This is a genomic window from Bacteroides ovatus, from assembly GCF_001314995.1.
Lineage (GTDB): Bacteria > Bacteroidota > Bacteroidia > Bacteroidales > Bacteroidaceae > Bacteroides > Bacteroides ovatus.
The window spans coordinates 4,222,819-4,241,975 of sequence record NZ_CP012938.1 but is presented as its reverse complement, the minus strand read 5'-3'; the positions used below and the strand labels follow the sequence as shown (position 1 = coordinate 4,241,975).

Below are 19,157 nucleotides of genomic sequence, written 5' to 3'. Positions count from 1 at the left end.
GCTTGTTTAGGAAAAGCCGACTGGAGTTGTCCGGTTGGCTGACAATAGTTGACTGAACAGCCGATTCCAATCGTCCGAATAGCCGATTAAAGTTGTCCTATGATGAAGTTACACATTTAAATTGATAAGAAGTAATGGCTATTGTGTTTGATTGGTATGAAAATCCTAATGCTTCTTCGGAAGAAGAAGCGGCGTTGCATCCGCGTATCTTTATGAATGGAAAAGTGGATACGGATACTCTTTGTTACAAGATTCATGACTACAGTTCGTTGACTGTGGGCGATGTAAAGAATGTGCTTGATAACTTATCGAAGATTCTCGGCGAGTCGTTGCGAGAGGGAAAAGAAGTACATATCGAGGGGATCGGCTATTTTTATCCCACTTTGGCTGCTACGGGGAAAGTGACTCGTAGCACTCCGCATAAGACTAATAAGGTGGCTTTCAAAACTGTCCGATTTCGCCCTGACAGTAATCTGAAAGGACATTTTGTGGGTGTCCGCGCCAATCAGTCCAAGTATGTCCGTCATTCGGAGAAGGTGTCAGAGGTGGAGATTGATATGCTGTTGAAAGAATATTTTGCCGAACATCAGATGATGACCCGCCGTGATTTTCAGGAAGTGTGTGGTTTGGCACGTACTACGGCCAAAACGCATTTGGTACGTTTGCGTGGAGAAGGAAAGCTGGTGAATATCGGTTTGCGCAATCAGCCGATGTATGTGCCTGCTCCCGGTTATTATGGCGTATCCAGAGATGCGGCACATCCTTCACGGTAGTGACTGTGAGTAAGCGTCTCCGCGATTCTATCTTGTCGCCCTTTTTTCATTCTTATATTTTTGCTATGTATAAAAATGAAGCATTATGGATTTAGCAGAAAATCGATTTGGAAAAACTTGGAAACATTTCCTTGAAGCATTGAAAGTAGACTACAATTGTTCTTTAGCCGATGTTTGCCGCGATCAGCATACCACTTTTGGTGGTATGAGTTCCTGGATGTCCAGACGGGGCTATAGCGTTAAACAAGCCAAGGCAGATGTGGTCCGTGATTATTATGGCGGCGTTGAACCCTCCCAACCGACAACTTCCTCTCCTTCATTCACTCAAATAGCACCCGCCATGTTGTCGGAAGAAGAGTTTAGTCTTGCCGGGATCACAATCACCTTTAACAGTGGAACCACCATTTCGGTCAAACGGGCCACACCCGGTGGTGTTATTAAAATGTTGCGCGATTACGAAAGAAAGGAGGGAGATCCATGTATTCTCTAACATCAGCCAATCGATACTATCTGTACCAGGGCTTTGTTCGTATGAACCTTGGCATTGACGGTTTATTCAAAATTATACGATCGGAAATGAAGGACTTGTCTCCCGTTTCCGGAGATATCTTTTTATTCTTTGGTAAAAACCGACAAAGTGTAAAAATACTGCGTTGGGATGGCGATGGCTTTCTTCTGTACTACAAGCGCCTCGAAGGTGGAAGTTTTGAGTTACCGACATTTAACCCCAATACAGGTAATTACGAGATTTCTTATCAGGTTTTGTCTTTTATCTTAAATGGAGTGTCATTAAAGTCTGTACGGTTGAGAAAGCGTTTTAGGATCTAATTCAACATTCTGATTATTAGATATTTGCGCTAAAGATATCATCCGGTTTATTTGGCCAATTCGTTGATTTTTTATATCTTTATGCCATGAAAAAGGATGAGATCATAGAGTTATTGAAGGAACAAATCAAGGGATTACGAGATGACAACAACAGACTCTTGGACCAAATAGATGCTTTGATAAAGGAGGTTTCTTCCCTTAAAGAGGCACTCCTTCAAAAAGGCGAATCTCTTAGCAAGCAACAGCGCCTTACTAAGGGACTCGCCAAACTTGTATCCAACACATCCGAACAGCAACAGGCTCCCCAATCTGCCATATCCGAAGAGGAGCGACAGAAGATAGAAGCGGAAAAAGCAGATAAGCGTAAAGCAAGAAAGAACAATGGGGCCAAACGTGACATGCATTATGAGATGGAGGAAGAAGAACATGTCGTTTATCCCGATGATCCCGATTTTGACATCAATAAGGCCCGGTTGTTTACCACTGTTCCCAGAATATGCGTCCGCTATGAATGTGTACCCATGCGCTTCATCAAGCATGTCTACAAGATACACACCTATACGCAAGAAGGTCGCCTGTTTGAGGGAAAAACACCGGCTTCGGCCTTCTTGAATTCCAGCTATGACGGTTCATTTATTGCCGGATTGATGGAATTACGTTATATACAATCGCTACCTGTTGAAAGAATCATCAACTACTTCGAGAGTCATGGCTTTACGCTGAAGAAACCTACGGCTCATAAGTTGATAGAGAAAGCCTCAAACCTCTTCGAAAATCTTTATAAGTGCATCCGGCAGACAGCTTTGAGTGATCCTTATAAGGCAGCCGATGAAACCTATTACAAAATACTCGTCCCAGAAAAGAACAGCAAGGGAAAAGGAGTCAGGAAGGGATACCTTTGGGTGGTTGTCGGCATAAACACCAGGATGATATACTTGCTCTATGATGACGGCTCCCGGTCTGAAAGAGTTATTCTTAACGAATTAGGCAGTTGCAAAGGTATCATACAAAGCGATGGTTACTCACCTTACCGGAAGCTCGAAAGCGATGCTTATCCCAATATCACACGCATCCCGTGCTTGCAACATATAAAACGGAAATTTATAGATTGCGGTGAGAAGGAGCCGGATGCAAAAAGAATCGTGGAGCTGATAAACGCACTTTATCAAAACGAGCATAAGCATAAAGTTGGGGTTGAGGGATGGACGGTAGAACAGAATCTTATGCATCGAAAAAAGTATGCGCCGGACATACTCGGAGAAATAAAAGATGTGCTTGATGAAATAGAAGAACGGGGGGATTTATTACCTAAGAGCGAACTGCAGGAAGCCATTACCTATCTTCGCAATGAGTGGAATGCAGTGGTGGACATCTTTAATTATGGTGACACTTATCTGGACAACAATATGGTTGAACGGATGAACCGGTACATATCCTTATCTAGAAAAAACTCATTGTTCTTCGGCAGCCATAAGGGGGCCGAACGAGGCGCCATACTCTATACGATAGCACTCACTTGTAGGATGCATAAAGTGAATCTATTTGAGTATCTCACGGATGTGATAAACAGAACAGCCGAATGGCAACCGAACACACCAATTGAAAAATACAGGGAACTGCTTCCTGACAGATGGGAAAAGGCTAATGACTAAAAAGGGATCATTAGCCTTTTTATTTTAATACACTATATAGAATCGCGGAGACGCTTACGACTGTGAAGGATGTGAAAGAGGTATTTTCACTCAACGAATCACGTAAAAAGACTGATAAATTGAGACTTATCTCAATGTGAAGAGAATGAACAAAGGGCACAAAAAAAGAGCGAATCATTCCGCCCCACCTTTAAAGAATCCCCATAAATGGGATTCTTCTTTTTCTTCATCTTTCATTTACTCTTTACCTGAAAACGTCTTTTTCCTAATACCTAATCAAAACAATCTTTTTCCTAAAAACTAATCTTAAAATCTAATACCTTAGTTTTATAAACTAATACCTTTTAATTATTACCTTTTTCTAATACCTAAAATATAAGTAGTTTCACAACTACACTGCAAAGGTATAGCTGTTTGCGAAAACAGCAAAAGCCATCATACAAAAAATTACATTCAGACTTATTTTTTTGACTTATGTCAAGACGTAGGGTAGATTTTGAGTGTAAACCTCACGTTTATTTTCACAACAATCCGCATTTTCAACAAATCTTTCCTTTTACTCTCTAGTTGCACTCATAATTGAGCAAGCACACAACTAACAAAAAGAAAGCAAAACAAGGGATTGAAAAGACAAACTATTGCCATTCCATCCCAAAATATACAATCACAAAAGCCAATAAGCGGTCTATTTTCGAACAATCTGCATATTTCTAACCCGAAATTACGACGTTTTTTTCAGTTAAGCCGGATTCCTCCTCGGATTTTCAGAAGCAAAAACAGCTTGAAGATACAAGTCTCACAACTTTTCTGTAACTTTGCAGCGTTTGATAATAAATAAGATAGGAATGGATTTTAAGTACGACGTAATTGTAATTGGTGCCGGACATGCTGGTTGTGAAGCAGCGGCAGCCGCTGCTAATTTAGGTTCCAAAACTTGTCTCATCACTATGGACATGAACAAGATTGGACAGATGAGTTGCAATCCGGCTGTAGGAGGAATCGCCAAAGGACAAATTGTACGTGAAATAGATGCATTGGGTGGACAGATGGGATTAGTGACAGATGAGACTGCCATTCAATTCCGGATTCTAAACCGCTCGAAAGGTCCAGCCATGTGGAGCCCCCGCGCCCAATGCGACCGGGCTAAGTTCATTTGGTCCTGGCGAGAGAAACTGGAAAATACACCCAACCTTCATATCTGGCAAGATACCGTATGTGAACTGCTCGTAGAAAACGGTGAGGTCACTGGATTGGTCACCGCATGGGGCGTCACCTTCAAAGCGAAATGCATTGTGCTCACCGCAGGAACTTTCCTCAACGGACTGATGCATGTAGGACGTCATAAATTACCGGGAGGAAGAATGGCCGAACCGGCTTCCTATCAGTTGACCGAATCCATCGCCCGCCACGGTATCACCTACGGAAGAATGAAAACCGGTACTCCGGTACGAATTGACGCACGTAGTGTTCATTTTGACCAGATGGAAACACAAGACGGCGAATCGGACTTCCACAAGTTCTCATTCATGAATACTAGCACGCGCCACTTAAAGCAACTTCAATGCTGGACATGCTACACTAATGAAGAAGTACACCGGATTCTGCGTGAAGGTTTGCCGGATTCTCCCCTGTTCAACGGACAGATTCAAAGTATCGGGCCACGCTATTGTCCGAGCATCGAAACCAAGATTGTCACTTTCCCGGATAAAGATCAGCACCAGTTATTTCTCGAACCGGAAGGAGAAACGACACAAGAGTTATATCTTAACGGATTCTCTTCTTCGCTTCCGATGGAAATACAAATTGCAGCATTAAAACAAATCCCGGCTTTCAAAGATCTGGTTATCTACCGCCCGGGATACGCTATCGAATATGACTATTTCGATCCGACTCAATTAAAACATACGTTGGAATCGAAGATTATCAAAAATTTGTTCTTTGCCGGACAAGTAAACGGAACCACCGGATACGAGGAAGCAGGAGGACAAGGATTGATAGCCGGTATCAATGCACACATTAACTGCCACGGCGGAGAAGCATTTACTTTGGCTCGCGATGAAGCATATATTGGCGTATTAATCGACGATTTGGTTACCAAAGGTGTGGATGAACCTTACCGTATGTTTACCTCGCGTGCGGAATACCGCATTCTGCTTCGCATGGATGATGCCGATATGCGCTTAACAGAGAAAGCATTTAAGCTTGGGTTGGCAAAAGAAGATCGATATCAGTTAGTAAGAGGCAAGAAAGAAGCCGTGGAACAAATCATTTCTTTCGCGCGCAACTATTCGATGAAACCGGCACTAATCAACGATGCTCTCGAAAGGATAGGGACAACGCCCCTACGTCAAGGTTGTAAGTTGATAGAGATTCTGAACCGCCCGCAAGTGACAATAGAAAATATAGCAGAATATGTTCCGGCGTTTCAACGCGAACTGGAAAAAGCGACGAGTTCGGATCAAGACCGGAAAGAAGAGATTCTCGAAGCTGCCGAAATCCTAATCAAGTATCAAGGATATATTGATAGAGAGAGAATGATAGCTGAAAAACTAGCACGATTGGAGAGTATCAAGATTAAAGGAAAATTTGACTATTCTACCATTCAGTCCCTTTCCACCGAAGCTCGGCAAAAGTTGGTAAAGATAGATCCGGAAACAATCGCGCAAGCGAGCAGAATCCCGGGAGTCTCTCCTAGCGACATCAACGTGCTGCTGGTGCTTTCGGGACGATAAGCGGCAACGTTTCACGTGAAACAAAGCATTTAAAGAAACGATATAATTCAATGATTATGAGCAAAGAAACACTAATCAAAAGCATTCGGGAAGTACCCGATTTTCCGATTCCCGGAATCCTGTTCTACGACGTCACTACTCTATTCAAAGATCCATGGTGCTTGCAGGAATTATCCAATATCATGTTCGATATGTATAAGGATAAAGGAATCACCAAAGTGGTGGGTATAGAATCAAGAGGCTTTATTATGGGACCGATTCTGGCAACCCGTCTGAACGCCGGTTTCATTCCTATCCGCAAGCCCGGCAAGCTCCCTGCAGAAACGATTGAAGAAAGCTACGATAAGGAGTATGGCAAAGACACGGTGCAAATTCACAAAGATGCACTGGACGAAAACGACGTAATTCTACTACATGATGATTTGCTGGCAACAGGAGGCACCATGAAAGCAGCTTGCGAATTGGTGAAAAGACTAAAGCCTAAAAAGGTATATGTAAACTTCATCATCGAATTGAAAGAACTGAATGGAAAATCTTTGTTCGGAGATGACGTAGAAGTAGAATCGGTATTGTCTTTATAAAGGACTTGCCTCTATTTGCAGAGAATGTGTCAAAAGTAAGCAGCTAGCGATCTTTCGTACCTAACAATTATGAATACAGAACCAGAAAGCAGAGCCAATGAATATTTGAAAGGGATTGTAGCCAACCTTCCCGAGAAACCGGGTATTTACCAATACTTGAACACGGAGGGCACAATTATATACGTTGGAAAGGCTAAAAATCTAAAGAAAAGAGTCTACTCCTACTTCAGCAAAGAGCATGAACCGGGAAAGACACGAGTGCTGGTCAGCAAAATCGCCGATATTCGTTATATTGTAGTCAACACGGAAGAAGATGCGTTATTGCTGGAGAATAATCTGATAAAGAAATATAAGCCGCGCTACAACGTTCTATTAAAGGATGACAAGACATACCCTTCTATTTGCGTACAAAACGAGTATTTTCCCAGAGTTTTCAGAACAAGGAAGATTATCAGGAACGGTTCTTCGTATTATGGACCGTATAGTCACATACCATCCATGTATGCGGTACTGGATCTGATAAAGCATTTATATCCTTTGCGAACTTGCAGTTTAAACCTAACTCCGGAGAATATACGGGCTGGTAAGTTTAACGTATGCCTGGAATATCATATAAAGAACTGCGCAGGACCATGCATCGGGCTACAATCACAGGAGGATTATCTCAAAAACATTGATGAAATCAAAGAGATCCTGAAAGGAAATACACAAGAAATCAGCCGTATGCTACTGGAAAGGATGCAGACATTAGCCGGTGAGATGAAGTTTGAAGAAGCACAGAAGGTGAAAGAGAAATATCTTCTGATAGAAAACTACCGTTCCAAATCGGAGGTAGTAAGCGCTGTATTGCACAACATAGATGTATTTTCTATTGAAGAGGACGAGTCCAATTCCGCTTTCATCAACTATCTGCATATTACAAACGGCGCCATTAACCAGGCGTTTACATTCGAATATAAAAAGAAGCTGAATGAATCAAAAGAAGAACTTTTGACACTGGGTATTATCGAAATGCGGGAACGCTATAAGAGTCAATCCAGAGAGATTATAGTGCCTTTTGAACTTGATTTGGAGCTAAACAACATCGTATTTACCGTTCCACAGCGGGGAGATAAAAAGAAATTGCTGGATCTTTCGATTCTAAACGTGAAGCAATACAAAGCCGACCGTCTAAAACAGGCGGAAAAGCTGAATCCGGAGCAAAGAAGTATGCGATTAATGAAAGAGATACAGCAAGAGTTGCATCTGGACAGACCGCCTTTGCAAATTGAATGCTTTGACAACTCAAACATACAGGGTTCTGATGCCGTGGCCGCTTGCGTTGTCTTTAAAAAGGCTAAACCCTCAAAGAAGGATTATCGGAAATACAATATAAAGACGGTTGTAGGACCTGACGACTATGCATCCATGAAAGAGGTCGTCAGAAGACGTTATCAGCGCGCTATTGAAGAGAACACCCCTCTGCCCGACCTGATTATCACCGATGGTGGAAAAGGCCAAATGGAGGTCGTTAGAGAGGTGATTGAAGATGAGCTGAACTTAACAATCCCGATTGCCGGACTGGCAAAGGACAATCGCCATCGCACATCGGAACTGCTTTTTGGATTTCCTCCGCAGACTATCGGTATCAAACAGCAAAGCCCGTTATTCCGTTTGCTGACACAGATTCAGGATGAGGTGCACCGCTTTGCCATCAGTTTCCATCGTGATAAACGCAGCAAACGGCAGGTAGCATCGGCATTAGACAATATCAAAGGGATTGGAGAAAAGACAAAAACAGCGCTTCTGAAAGAATTTAAGAGCGTAAAACGGATCAAAGAAGCCTCTTTTGAGGAGATTTCCGCTGTGATTGGAGAAGCGAAAGCCAAGACTGTAAAAGAAGGTTTAGGTAACGAACAACAATAAGGAAATACGTCAGCCAAGGCGGCACTGTTCGAAAGTTCGAGCAGTGCCGCTCTAAATTTCAAACCATAACAATCAATAAGTTGATTATCACTATCAAGATAGCGAATTGACAACAAACAATAACGAATGGTCCTATTGACTACGGAGCGAATTCACAATATTTTCCCACCAACACACCGTTTTCTCTTCTGAATTTTGTAAATTTGCCTTTCCTAATCATGAAATAGAATAAATAATAATGAGAATAGTCATACAACGGGTAAGCCATGCGTCAGTAACCATTGAAGGACACTGTAAGTCGTCCATTAGGAAAGGGATGCTGATATTAGTCGGTATTGAAGAAGCAGACGGGCAGGAAGATATCGACTGGCTCTGCAAGAAGATTGTAAATCTACGTATCTTTGATGATGAGAATGGTGTAATGAACAAATCTATCTTAGAAGATGGAGGTGAGATTCTGGTTATCAGCCAGTTCACGTTACACGCTTCTACCAAGAAAGGAAATCGCCCCTCCTATATCAAAGCTGCCAAGCCGGATGTCTCTATCCCACTCTACGAACAATTCTGCAAAGATTTAAGCGGTGCATTGGGAAAAGAAATAGGTACAGGCATCTTTGGAGCGGACATGAAAGTTGAACTTTTAAACGACGGTCCCGTTACTATATGCATGGATACAAAAAACAAAGAATAATAACTAACCATCAACAATTATGACTCTGGAAGAAGCACAGAAACAAGTGGACCAATGGGTGAAAACATACGGTGTCCGCTACTTCAGCGAGTTGACCAATATGGCAGTTCTCACGGAAGAGGTAGGAGAACTGGCGCGTGTCATGGCCCGCAAATATGGAGATCAATCCTTTAAAGAGGGAGAGAAAGATAATATAGATGAAGAGATAGCAGACGTTTTATGGGTGCTTCTCTGCATTGCCAACCAGACAGGTGTAGACATAACCACTGCTTTCCAGAAAAGCATGGATAAGAAAACGAAACGAGATAATAAAAGACATATCAACAACCCAAAACTGAAAGATCATGGAAGAGAATAACTCACAGCCCAACAAGTACAATGCCGCATTGGCAAAGTATAATACCAATCTGAGCGATGCAGATATTCAAGCTCGCGTAGCTGAATTGATTGAGAAAAAAGTGCCGGAAAACAACACGGAAGACGTTAAGAAGTTCCTGTTCAACTGTATTGATCTAACTACTTTGAATAGTACAGACAGTGACAAAAGTGTGATGCACTTTACCGAAAAAGTCAATCAGTTTGACGACGAATATCCTGATCTTAAAAATGTTGCAGCAATCTGTGTATACCCCAATTTTGCAGCCATCGTTAAGAATACGCTGGAGGTAGACGGAGTCAATATAGCCTGTGTATCAGGAGGTTTTCCCTCTTCACAGACATTCATTGAAGTAAAAGTGGCAGAAACAGCATTAGCAATCGCAGAAGGTGCAGATGAAATAGATATTGTCATTTCCATCGGCAAATTCCTAAGCGGAGACTACGAAGGAATGTGTGAAGAAATACAGGAATTAAAGGAAGTTTGCAAGGAACGCCACCTCAAAGTGATCCTCGAAACTGGTGCACTAAAGAGCGCTTCCAACATCAAGAAAGCCTCTATCCTATCCATGTATTCGGGCGCAGATTTCATCAAGACTTCCACTGGTAAGCAACAGCCTGCCGCTACTCCGGAAGCCGCTTACGTGATGTGTGAAGCCATCAAAGAATACCACCAGAAGACCGGAATCAAGATTGGATTCAAACCGGCAGGTGGCATCAATACCGTTAATGATGCGATTATTTACTACACAATTGTAAAAGAGCTATTGGGTGAAGAATGGCTGGATAATCAACTGTTCCGCCTGGGAACCAGCCGCTTAGCCAACCTCCTTCTTTCTGACATCAAAGGGGAAGAAATCAAGTTCTTCTAAGCTAAAGGCTACATTAGCAATCAAATACGCCTTACCGCGCGATTCCCGTACTCCGGGAACCGACGCGGTATTTTTTATTTAAGAAAATCTAAAGATAGTTACAGGAGAATTCAGAAAAATACTTATCTTTGTAAAAGGTTTAGCGATGAAAATATAGCTAATTAGTTATATTAGAGAACGTTTCATTTATTACCAATTCCTGGAATTCGGCAAAATTCAAAGTTATGAATGGTAATAAGCAAACGGGTCTCACGCACCTTCATGTATATACTTTTGTTATATATCGAATGGAGCGTGGGACTGTTGCTTGTATACTCATAACGGCTTGCCGAAGCCTCAGGAAAATACATGGCAACAGTTCTCACGCTTTTCATGAACCTTTGGAGGTATTAGGATGGACGCATATACAAGAACCTTAAGATTCAATCACAACCCTCTGAACCTCATCCTCGGAGCAGAGAAAAAGAAGGGGCTACGCATCGGTTATATGGAAGCCGGACTGCAAGGCTTCTATCTCAACTCCATAGAGACCGGAATCCATCCGCAAAAGCTATCCAAACTGTTAACAGAGGAGTTTCACTGCACCGATAATGAGTCCGCCACCGGACTATTCCAGTTCCTTATCAACGAAGGCGACAGAGTCTCCTACCAGATTATGCTCCCCTATTTACTCTCTACAGAGAACATCAACGAGTTCGAAAACATCATTCAAAAGCGTTTTTTCGGAGTGGAACGCTTTATCCGTCAAGGAAAGAATCTATACAAATTTGTGAAATATACAGAGGAAAGAAGGGACCCTATTATATGGATAAATGACTTGGAAAAAGGCATTATCGGATGGGATATGGGACTGCTTGTGAGCCTGGCGCGCGCCTCCCAAGCATGTGGTCACATCACCAAAGAGAAAGCCTGGGACTACATAGAGCAAGCCGCCAAATTATGCTCTTTAGATCTTCATACAGCGGAAGAAATAGACAAGAGTTTCCTTTTAGGAAAAGCGATGAAATCGGAAAAGATAGAAGATTGGGACCGGTTATTATTGTGCTATTCACTTCTGGCAAAATACCGGAAGTAACTATTTTTCGCGGTCTACTACGTAATCCAGATAAGCCCGGAGAGCTGCACAGATATCAGAATCCGGCAAAGAAGCCAATAGATTAAAAGCTTTTTGCTTATAGACATTCATAGTCTGAACCGCATATTCAATACCTCCGTTTTCTTTAATAAACGAAATCAAATGAGCTATTTCATCAAGAGTAGCCGTACCCTCCTTTACTTTGATTGCAATTTCTTGCGCTTCCTCGTTTTTCGTCGTATTCAGCACATACAAAGCAGGTAATGTCAGTTTACCTTCAAGCATATCATTACCCGTAGGTTTACCAATCTCCTTATTATCAAAGTAATCGAAAATATCATCCTTTATCTGGAAACAGATCCCAATATATTCGCCCAGCAAACGGGCAAGTTCAGCTTCCCCCTCACCCACACCTACCGAGAAAGCGGCAGCCTTTGTGCAGGCAGCAAAAAGAGCAGCAGTTTTCTTGCGGATTACATCAAAATAGACTTCCTCGGAAAAACTGTGATTACTTACATTTGAAAGCTGAAGCAACTCACCGTCAGCAAGATCCTGTCCAAGAGTGGACACCAGCTGAATAATACGATGACTGTTTGTCAGTTCGGCGTGTACGAGGCTGGTTGCCAATAAATAGTCACCCGTCAGCACCGCTACTTTATTATTAAAGATAGCATTTACCGAGAGCTGTCCACGACGTTCGGAACTTTCATCCACTACGTCATCATGTACCAGGCTGGCCGTATGAAGGAGTTCCAGTGAAACAGCCGCATGAAGAGTGGAAGGACATATAGCTCCATAAAGACGTGCCACGAGTAAAACAAGAATAGGCCGCATCATCTTACCATTCCTCTGCCGTATGTGAGATACGACGCTATCGAGCAATGCATTTGAACTGGAGAGAGAACTATCAAAAAGTTCTTTGAAGTCGCCCAGTTCCGCTTCAATCGGAGTTCTGATAAGTGAGATACTGTCCATTTATTACACAATTTGAGCACAAAAGTAATAATAAAACGCTTAATACCGTATTTTTTTGTACTTTTACCATGAAAAATTAATTAAATCTATGGATTCAGGTAATAAATTATTTCTTTTAGACGCTTATGCATTGATATATCGGGCGTATTACGCCTTTATTAAGAACCCAAGAATCAATTCCAAAGGATTCAACACTTCAGCCATACTGGGTTTTGTGAACACCCTCGAAGAAGTATTGAAAAAAGAGAATCCCACTCATATAGGAGTAGCCTTCGACCCCGCAGGTCCCACCTTCCGCCACGAGGCTTTTGAACAATATAAAGCACAACGCGAAGAAACTCCAGAAGCAATTCGTCTTTCCGTACCTATTATAAAGGATATTATACGCGCCTACCGCATCCCCATTCTGGAAGTGGCAGGCTACGAAGCCGATGATGTGATAGGTACGCTCGCTACCGAAGCCGGTCGCCAGGGTATCACTACCTATATGATGACTCCCGACAAAGATTACGGGCAGCTGGTAAGTGACAAAGTATTTATGTATCGCCCCAAACACACAGGAGGTTTCGAAGTGATGGGAGTGGAGGAAGTGAAAGCCAAGTTTGACATTCAGTCTCCAACACAGGTGATCGATATGCTCGGACTGATGGGCGACTCTTCAGATAACATTCCCGGATGTCCGGGAGTAGGAGAAAAGACTGCTCAAAAACTGGTCTCCGAATTCGGAAGCATCGAGAACCTATTGGAACATACCGACCAACTGAAAGGAGCATTGAAAACAAAAGTGGAAACCAATCGGGAAATGATTACGTTCTCGAAATTTCTCGCCACCATTAAAATCGATGTCCCTATCCAACTTGAGATGGATGCTCTTGTCCGCGAAGAAGCAGACGAGAATTCACTCCGCAGCATTTTCGAGGAATTGGAATTTAGAACACTCATCGACCGGGTGCTCAAAAAAGATATTTCCGGAAACGGAATAACCTCTGCCACCGGAAGCAAAGTTGCTACTGGAAAAAGTGCCCCCTCTCCTCTTCCACTTTTTCCCGAAGAAGGAGGCGGAATGCAAGGCGATTTATTTGCGAATTTCACGCCCGATGAACCGGGTGAAGCAAAAAAATCGAACCTAGAGACGTTAGAATCGCTCACTTACAACTATCAACTCATTGATACAGAAGAGAAAAGGCGGAAAATTATTCAAAAGTTACTTACATCGAAAATTCTCTCGTTAGATACGGAAACCACCGGAACCGAACCAATGGATGCCGAATTAGTCGGAATGAGCTTTTCGATTGCAGAGAATGAAGCTTTTTATGTTCCCGTACCATCGGACCAAGACAAAGCGTTAAAAATCGTAAATGAGTTCCGTCCGGTCTTCGAAAATGAGAATTCGTTAAAAGTCGGACAAAATATCAAGTACGACATGATTGTTCTTCAAAATTATGGCGCAACAGTAAAAGGTCCACTTTTCGATACGATGATCGCTCATTATGTTCTTCAACCGGAACTTCGTCATGGCATGGATTATCTTGCGGAAATTTACCTGCACTATCAGACTATCCACATTGACGAACTGATAGGTCCCAAAGGAAAGAATCAGAAGAACATGCGCGATCTCGACCCGAAAGATGTATATCTATATGCCTGCGAAGATGCAGACGTAACTCTGAAACTGAAAAATGTATTGGAGAAAGAACTGAAAGAAAATGACGCAGAACGTTTGTTCTATGATATAGAAATGCCGCTAGTTCCCGTATTGGTTAATATAGAACGGAACGGGGTATTGCTGGATACGGAAGCATTGAAGCAGTCGTCCGCCCATTTCACCGCCCAGATGGAGCAAATCGAAAAAGAGATTTACGAATTGGCCGGTGAGACTTTCAATATCGCTTCGCCCAAACAAGTCGGTGAGGTACTGTTTGACAAACTGAAAATCGTAGAGAAGGCAAAAAAGACTAAGACCGGCCAGTACGTCACCTCAGAAGAAGTGCTCGAAAGCCTCCGGCACAAACATCCGGTAGTAGAAAAGATTCTGGAACATCGCGGACTGAAAAAGCTATTGGGCACGTATATCGACGCACTCCCTCAGCTTATCAATCCACGTACAGGAAGGGTGCACACCTCTTTCAACCAGACTGTAACCGCTACGGGACGCCTTAGTTCAAGCAATCCGAACTTACAAAATATCCCTATCCGCGACGAGAATGGAAAAGAAATCCGCAAGGCTTTCATCCCCGATGAAGGCTGCCTCTTCTTCTCTGCCGACTATTCGCAAATTGAATTGCGCATCATGGCACACCTTAGCGAGGATAAGAATATGATTGATGCTTTCCTTAGCAATCACGATATTCATGCGGCCACTGCTGCCAAAGTTTATAAGATCGACCTGAAAGACGTAGGTTCCGACATGCGCCGTAAAGCCAAGACTGCCAATTTCGGTATCATCTATGGCATATCCGTATTTGGTCTTGCCGAACGAATGAATGTAGATCGTAAAGAAGCCAAAGAGTTAATCGACGGTTACTTTGAAACTTATCCGGGAGTGAAAGCATATATGGATAAAAGCATTCAGGTGGCCCAGGAAAAAGGCTATGTGGAAACAATCTTCCATCGGAAGCGCTTCTTACCGGACATCAATTCGCGGAATGCCGTTGTACGCGGATATGCGGAACGAAATGCCATCAACGCCCCTATCCAGGGAAGTGCGGCAGATATTATAAAAGTAGCAATGGCACGTATCTATCAACGGTTCCAGACCGAAGGAATACAAGCCAAAATGATCCTGCAAGTACATGACGAATTAAATTTCAGCGTTCCTGTCAATGAAAAAGAGCGTGTAGAAGAAATCGTCATCGAAGAAATGGAGAAAGCATACCGCATGCACGTCCCCTTGAAAGCAGATTGCGGATGGGGCAAAAACTGGCTTGAGGCACATTAAACCATCAAGTGAATAAAGGCCACCTCAATAAGGAATTGCTATCTTTTAGACACTAATTACACAAGGAGACTCCACCTTATCAGGGACCTCCGCTTACAAAATGGAGGCAAGTCTGGGTAATAACATTATTTAACTCTGTATCCAGAAAGCTAGAAAAAAGATTCCTTTTTCGACGAAGTGATTCATTCTATATCCGGCAGATTGACTGCCGGATATTTTTTTGTCACCAATATTGGCAAAAAGCTAGTTAGCACCCACCTCCACTCTTGACATTTTGACAATCTTTTATCTTCAAAAATACATAAATACCAAATTAATATGTAGATTTGCAGCATAAAACCAATGTATTTGGTAGACAAATGAAAGTATAACCCAAAAACTTAAATAGCCATGAAAGCAAAAGTATCTTTAAAAATGTTCGTTTTATCTGCAGCTCTTCTTGTTGTATCGCTTGCTACTTCTGCACGTAGCTACGATAATCAATTGATTTATAATCCAATCGAAGAGAATGGCATGACAGTGGGACAAACCGTTTACAAAATGGACGGAAATACACTTGCCAACTACATGAAGTACAACTACAAGTACGATGACAACAAACGTATGATTGAAAGCGAGGCCTTGAAATGGAACAATAGCAAAGACGCATGGGAAAAAGACCTACGCATCAATTACACTTATGAAGGCAAGACCGTTACTACGAATTATTATAAATGGAACGCTAAAAAACAAGCCTACGTACTGGTACCCGAAATGACCGTTACGATGGATAATACAAATATGTAACATAAACTCTCTCTCATTCTAATATTCTAACAAAAGGATACGCCGCTTCTGCTGAAGAAGTGGCGTATTTCATAATATGAGGTCTACATTACAAAACAAAGAAACGCTCTTGCAGTTCTTTTAGATAACTTCGGGAAATAATCAAATCGTTCTTATCGTGAAAAGGCGGATAAAGTTGACAGCATTTACCATCAATCATTGCCAGATAATTAACATTTACAATAGCAGATTGGCTAATCTGTACAAAAGCTTGTGAATAACTGATAATATCTTCTGCTTTTGTATTTCGCTTCAAATTCAGACAAGTTTGATTAAACAAGACCACCTGCCATTGACGTTTATCTTTCAGATATTCAAAAAAGCCGATTTCTTCCAGTCGCAAGAGTTTGAAGCCTGTCACTGTACTAATCATAAACATGCCTTGCTGGGGCATCAATGCACTAATAGAAGAAGCAAAAGAAGGCAAAAGAGGAAGCGAAGTAGAGGTCATAGCCTTCCGGTAACGGTCCATAATTACTTTCAGGTCTTCTGCTTCAAAAGGCTTCAGCAGGAAGTCGAAAGCCGACTCACGCAACGCCTGAAGCAAGTATTTGTCATAAGAGGTGTAAAACACAACCTTCATATCCCACAAAATATCCTCCCTGATTTCACTTAATAGATTGAGTCCCAACGTATCCGGAAGTTCCACATCAAGAAACAATAAGTCCGGATGCAACTCCATAATCATCTTTTTACCTTTTGCACCATTCCCTGCGATTCCTTTTACTTCAAATTCACGATAGGGCTCCAACTCTCGGCGCAAAGCATCAATCGCTGTACGTTCATCGTCAACGATGACTACCTTATACTTTTCTTCTGTCTCCATCATAAATCATAAGAAAAACGAAACGGGATATATACCGACACTTCCGTACCGGTTTGTCCATCGCTTCTGTTGGTTATATTAAAACGTATTTTATCACTCTTGTTCTTTGTATTCAGTAATTGAATGGTCTGATACAACACTTTCAATCCTGTACCAGTACCCCGTGTGGCGGAAACTACCTGCGGGAGATACCCGCGTCCGTTGTCGGTAACCGTTATGCGAATCCCATTTGTTTCACGGGAAACATATACCATTAGCTCCTTTTTTCCGTCCTTTCCCGCCAGTCCATGTTTAATAGCATTCTCCACCGGAATTTGCACAATCATAGATGGAATCATGATGCGGGTTGCATCTAAACCGTCCTCCACCGTGATTGTTGCGACAAAATTTTCTCCGACACGTCCACGTTCCAGTTCGATGTATGTACGGACGAAATCCAGTTCGTCTTGCAAAGATACGCTCAATTTCTCGGTAAGTTCGAGGCTACGACGGAGATATTTCACCAGTTCCATCAGATTATGTTTCACCTCTTCCGAGCCGTTAAACTGATTGATCTCACGTCCCAGTACATTAAAAGTAAAATGAGGAGAAATCCGGCTTCTCAAATTCTCCATGCGGACACGGTTGATTTGCTGGAAGAAACGCTGGCGAAGAAACTCCCTCTTTTTACGCATATACCAGACAACTACCACTACCCCTGCCACAAGCAACACGCAGACAAGTACCCAGATAGATACGCTCAACTTGAGCACTCTCATCTCTGCCGCCTGTCGCTGAATCTTCATTTCCTTACGAAGCACTATCGTATCCTGCCGGTAACGCATATCCAATTCGGCAACACGCATCTGTATCCGTTCGCTCCGGATGGAATCGTCCAGATGGCAATCACGTTTCAGGTATTCATAGGCACGGCGATAATCACCGGTATGCTCAAAATAATGTTGCAGATACTGATTGCGTATAGTCAACATATTGGCGTCAAGATGCCCCACAGGAGCAGTCCGGGCGATCATAGTCTTCGCTTGGGCTATATTACCTTTCTTCAATGCCAGTTCAATCATCTGGGTTTCAATGTAATGAACAGCCGAGTTATGCTGTATATCGGAGAAGAAACGATAACTTTCGTCCAGGCAGATCTGTGCGGAGTCCAGTTTGTCAGTCAGCAAGTACAATTCTCCCAGGTTTACTTTGATAAAGTTCTGTTCAAACACCATCTGCGGATAAGAAGATACGAGTGCATTGGCTCTGCGCATATATTTCAAAGCCTCCTGATAGTTTTTCCGGTAATAATAATGGTTGCCGCGATTGTTGAGATAGGTCCATTGCTCGCTCACGTTCATTTCATCGAAGAACTGCCCGGCCAATTCATAGTAATGATTGGATAAATCGAAATCGCGCAGTTCCATATAAGTCTGCCCCAATCCGTAGTAGACAGGAAATTTCGTGTGCTCGGACAAGTTCAAAGAATCACAGAGAAACAGGGCGCGCCGGTAATACGAAGCAGTGTGCGCCAAGTCACTGCGATGCAGGTAGGCATCAGCTATATTGATACAAATATCCGGAAGCAGGTGTAGTTTTTTTCCTTCCAGGCGATATCCATAGGCTTTCTTATAGTCGATAATTGCAGAATCAGGGCGGTTCAGTTGCATCCATACGTTGCCTTCGATATTATAGACATCGGACAATACATCATTCCATCGTGGAGACTGGAGAGATTCAGAAGATTGGGAAGCATTGCGGGAAAATTCTTTTACCCGGCGGTTGTAATAGAGTATAGAATCAAAATCGGAAGAGACAAAAAATGTTTTCCCGTAAAGGGCGAGCAGACGATAATAAACCAGGGAATCTTGCGTCTGCGTCAGTGCCTCAAGCAGTTGTGAGCGGGAATAATGCACATTGGAAAACAAAGAATCCTGTACACGAACTTCCAGAGAATCAACCAACGCCTGTTCGCATAAAGAGCTATTGCGGTGTCTATCAGCATATCCGCAACTCAACAACATCAACAACCCCAACAGTCCAAATAGTTTCATAGCAGTCTTCTGATTCATCAGTCCCCTTATTCATGTCATGTTTTGAATGTGACAAAAATACATTATTTATCCTGAA

16 protein-coding genes are annotated in these 19,157 nt (G+C 42.5%); 13 read left to right on the top strand and 3 right to left on the bottom strand.

Annotated features, from left to right (window positions below; genetic code table 11):
• The first annotated feature begins 134 nt into the window (after positions 1–134).
• From Bovatus_RS16365 to Bovatus_RS16310, 11 genes are all read left to right on the top strand, one after another.
• Positions 135–773 (top strand): HU family DNA-binding protein, encoded by a 639-nt coding sequence (locus tag Bovatus_RS16365; RefSeq protein ID WP_004298017.1) that lies wholly within the window; start codon positions 135–137, stop codon positions 771–773.
• A gap of 85 nt (positions 774–858) precedes the next feature.
• On the top strand, positions 859–1,263 hold the full coding sequence (locus Bovatus_RS16360; RefSeq protein ID WP_004296724.1) for a hypothetical protein: 405 nt from the start codon (positions 859–861) through the stop codon (positions 1,261–1,263).
• Positions 1,251–1,601: an IS66 family insertion sequence element accessory protein TnpB gene (gene tnpB / locus Bovatus_RS16355; RefSeq protein ID WP_004296723.1), complete on the top strand. Its 351-nt coding sequence runs from the start codon at positions 1,251–1,253 to the stop codon at positions 1,599–1,601. The genes Bovatus_RS16360 and tnpB overlap by 13 nt, the downstream gene beginning before the upstream one ends.
• A gap of 86 nt (positions 1,602–1,687) precedes the next feature.
• Positions 1,688–3,253, top strand: coding sequence for an IS66 family transposase (gene tnpC / locus Bovatus_RS16350; protein ID WP_004296722.1), 1,566 nt, complete (start codon positions 1,688–1,690; stop codon positions 3,251–3,253).
• Between the two features lie 845 nt (positions 3,254–4,098).
• The gene (gene mnmG, locus Bovatus_RS16345) at positions 4,099–5,985 is read left to right on the top strand and encodes a tRNA uridine-5-carboxymethylaminomethyl(34) synthesis enzyme MnmG (RefSeq protein WP_004296719.1); all 1,887 of its coding nucleotides are present in this window, start codon (positions 4,099–4,101) and stop codon (positions 5,983–5,985) included.
• 50 nt (positions 5,986–6,035) lie between these two features.
• Positions 6,036–6,566 (top strand): adenine phosphoribosyltransferase, encoded by a 531-nt coding sequence (locus Bovatus_RS16340; RefSeq protein WP_004296718.1) that lies wholly within the window; start codon positions 6,036–6,038, stop codon positions 6,564–6,566.
• 69 nt (positions 6,567–6,635) lie between these two features.
• Positions 6,636–8,471: an excinuclease ABC subunit UvrC gene (gene uvrC, locus Bovatus_RS16335; RefSeq protein WP_004296717.1), complete on the top strand. Its 1,836-nt coding sequence runs from the start codon at positions 6,636–6,638 to the stop codon at positions 8,469–8,471.
• Between the two features lie 238 nt (positions 8,472–8,709).
• Complete coding sequence (gene dtd / locus Bovatus_RS16330) at positions 8,710–9,162, top strand: D-aminoacyl-tRNA deacylase (protein ID WP_004296715.1); 453 nt, start codon at positions 8,710–8,712, stop codon at positions 9,160–9,162.
• Positions 9,163–9,181: 19 nt separating this feature from the next.
• Positions 9,182–9,520: a nucleotide pyrophosphohydrolase gene (locus tag Bovatus_RS16325; protein ID WP_004296714.1), complete on the top strand. Its 339-nt coding sequence runs from the start codon at positions 9,182–9,184 to the stop codon at positions 9,518–9,520.
• A complete protein-coding gene (gene deoC, locus Bovatus_RS16320) occupies positions 9,507–10,409 on the top strand; it encodes a deoxyribose-phosphate aldolase (RefSeq protein WP_004296713.1) in 903 nt (300 codons plus the stop codon). The genes Bovatus_RS16325 and deoC overlap by 14 nt, the downstream gene beginning before the upstream one ends.
• A gap of 394 nt (positions 10,410–10,803) precedes the next feature.
• Entirely contained in the window at positions 10,804–11,484 is a 681-nt protein-coding gene (locus Bovatus_RS16310; RefSeq protein WP_004296711.1) for a DUF1266 domain-containing protein, read from the top strand.
• On the opposite strand, the gene Bovatus_RS16305 is transcribed toward Bovatus_RS16310, so the two are convergent.
• Positions 11,485–12,459, bottom strand: a complete 975-nt coding sequence (locus Bovatus_RS16305; protein WP_004296710.1) for a polyprenyl synthetase family protein — start codon at positions 12,457–12,459, stop codon at positions 11,485–11,487.
• An 88-nt stretch (positions 12,460–12,547) separates the two neighbouring features.
• Here Bovatus_RS16305 and polA point away from each other — a divergent pair, with 88 nt between their 5' ends.
• Together polA and Bovatus_RS16295 are read left to right on the top strand one after the other, a co-directional pair.
• Positions 12,548–15,397, top strand: coding sequence for a DNA polymerase I (gene polA, locus Bovatus_RS16300; RefSeq protein ID WP_004296709.1), 2,850 nt, complete (start codon positions 12,548–12,550; stop codon positions 15,395–15,397).
• Positions 15,398–15,787: 390 nt separating this feature from the next.
• Positions 15,788–16,183 (top strand): DUF3836 domain-containing protein, encoded by a 396-nt coding sequence (locus Bovatus_RS16295; RefSeq protein ID WP_004296707.1) that lies wholly within the window; start codon positions 15,788–15,790, stop codon positions 16,181–16,183.
• Positions 16,184–16,271: 88 nt separating this feature from the next.
• On the opposite strand, the gene Bovatus_RS16290 is transcribed toward Bovatus_RS16295, so the two are convergent.
• Together Bovatus_RS16290 and Bovatus_RS16285 are read right to left on the bottom strand one after the other, a co-directional pair.
• Positions 16,272–17,051 carry a LytR/AlgR family response regulator transcription factor gene (locus tag Bovatus_RS16290; RefSeq protein ID WP_004296706.1) on the bottom strand — a complete coding sequence of 260 codons (780 nt, stop codon included), beginning with the start codon at positions 17,049–17,051 and terminating at the stop codon, positions 16,272–16,274.
• Positions 17,048–19,099: a tetratricopeptide repeat-containing sensor histidine kinase gene (locus Bovatus_RS16285; protein WP_004296705.1), complete on the bottom strand. Its 2,052-nt coding sequence runs from the start codon at positions 19,097–19,099 to the stop codon at positions 17,048–17,050. Before Bovatus_RS16285 ends, Bovatus_RS16290 begins: the two co-directional genes overlap by 4 nt.
• Positions 19,100–19,157: the final 58 nt, after the last annotated feature.

Coding starts and splice junctions, on each gene's coding strand:
- deoC (WP_004296713.1), top strand. CDS start 9,507: ATGGAAGAGAATAACTCACAGCCCAACAAGTACAATGCCGCATTGGCA.
- Bovatus_RS16360 (WP_004296724.1), top strand. CDS start 859: ATGGATTTAGCAGAAAATCGATTTGGAAAAACTTGGAAACATTTCCTT.
- Bovatus_RS16325 (WP_004296714.1), top strand. CDS start 9,182: ATGACTCTGGAAGAAGCACAGAAACAAGTGGACCAATGGGTGAAAACA.
- Bovatus_RS16295 (WP_004296707.1), top strand. CDS start 15,788: ATGAAAGCAAAAGTATCTTTAAAAATGTTCGTTTTATCTGCAGCTCTT.
- mnmG (WP_004296719.1), top strand. CDS start 4,099: ATGGATTTTAAGTACGACGTAATTGTAATTGGTGCCGGACATGCTGGT.
- Bovatus_RS16365 (WP_004298017.1), top strand. CDS start 135: ATGGCTATTGTGTTTGATTGGTATGAAAATCCTAATGCTTCTTCGGAA.
- tnpC (WP_004296722.1), top strand. CDS start 1,688: ATGAAAAAGGATGAGATCATAGAGTTATTGAAGGAACAAATCAAGGGA.
- Bovatus_RS16340 (WP_004296718.1), top strand. CDS start 6,036: ATGATTATGAGCAAAGAAACACTAATCAAAAGCATTCGGGAAGTACCC.
- Bovatus_RS16290 (WP_004296706.1), bottom strand. CDS start 17,051: ATGATGGAGACAGAAGAAAAGTATAAGGTAGTCATCGTTGACGATGAA.
- uvrC (WP_004296717.1), top strand. CDS start 6,636: ATGAATACAGAACCAGAAAGCAGAGCCAATGAATATTTGAAAGGGATT.
- Bovatus_RS16310 (WP_004296711.1), top strand. CDS start 10,804: ATGGACGCATATACAAGAACCTTAAGATTCAATCACAACCCTCTGAAC.
- polA (WP_004296709.1), top strand. CDS start 12,548: ATGGATTCAGGTAATAAATTATTTCTTTTAGACGCTTATGCATTGATA.
- tnpB (WP_004296723.1), top strand. CDS start 1,251: ATGTATTCTCTAACATCAGCCAATCGATACTATCTGTACCAGGGCTTT.
- dtd (WP_004296715.1), top strand. CDS start 8,710: ATGAGAATAGTCATACAACGGGTAAGCCATGCGTCAGTAACCATTGAA.
- Bovatus_RS16305 (WP_004296710.1), bottom strand. CDS start 12,459: ATGGACAGTATCTCACTTATCAGAACTCCGATTGAAGCGGAACTGGGC.
- Bovatus_RS16285 (WP_004296705.1), bottom strand. CDS start 19,099: ATGAATCAGAAGACTGCTATGAAACTATTTGGACTGTTGGGGTTGTTG.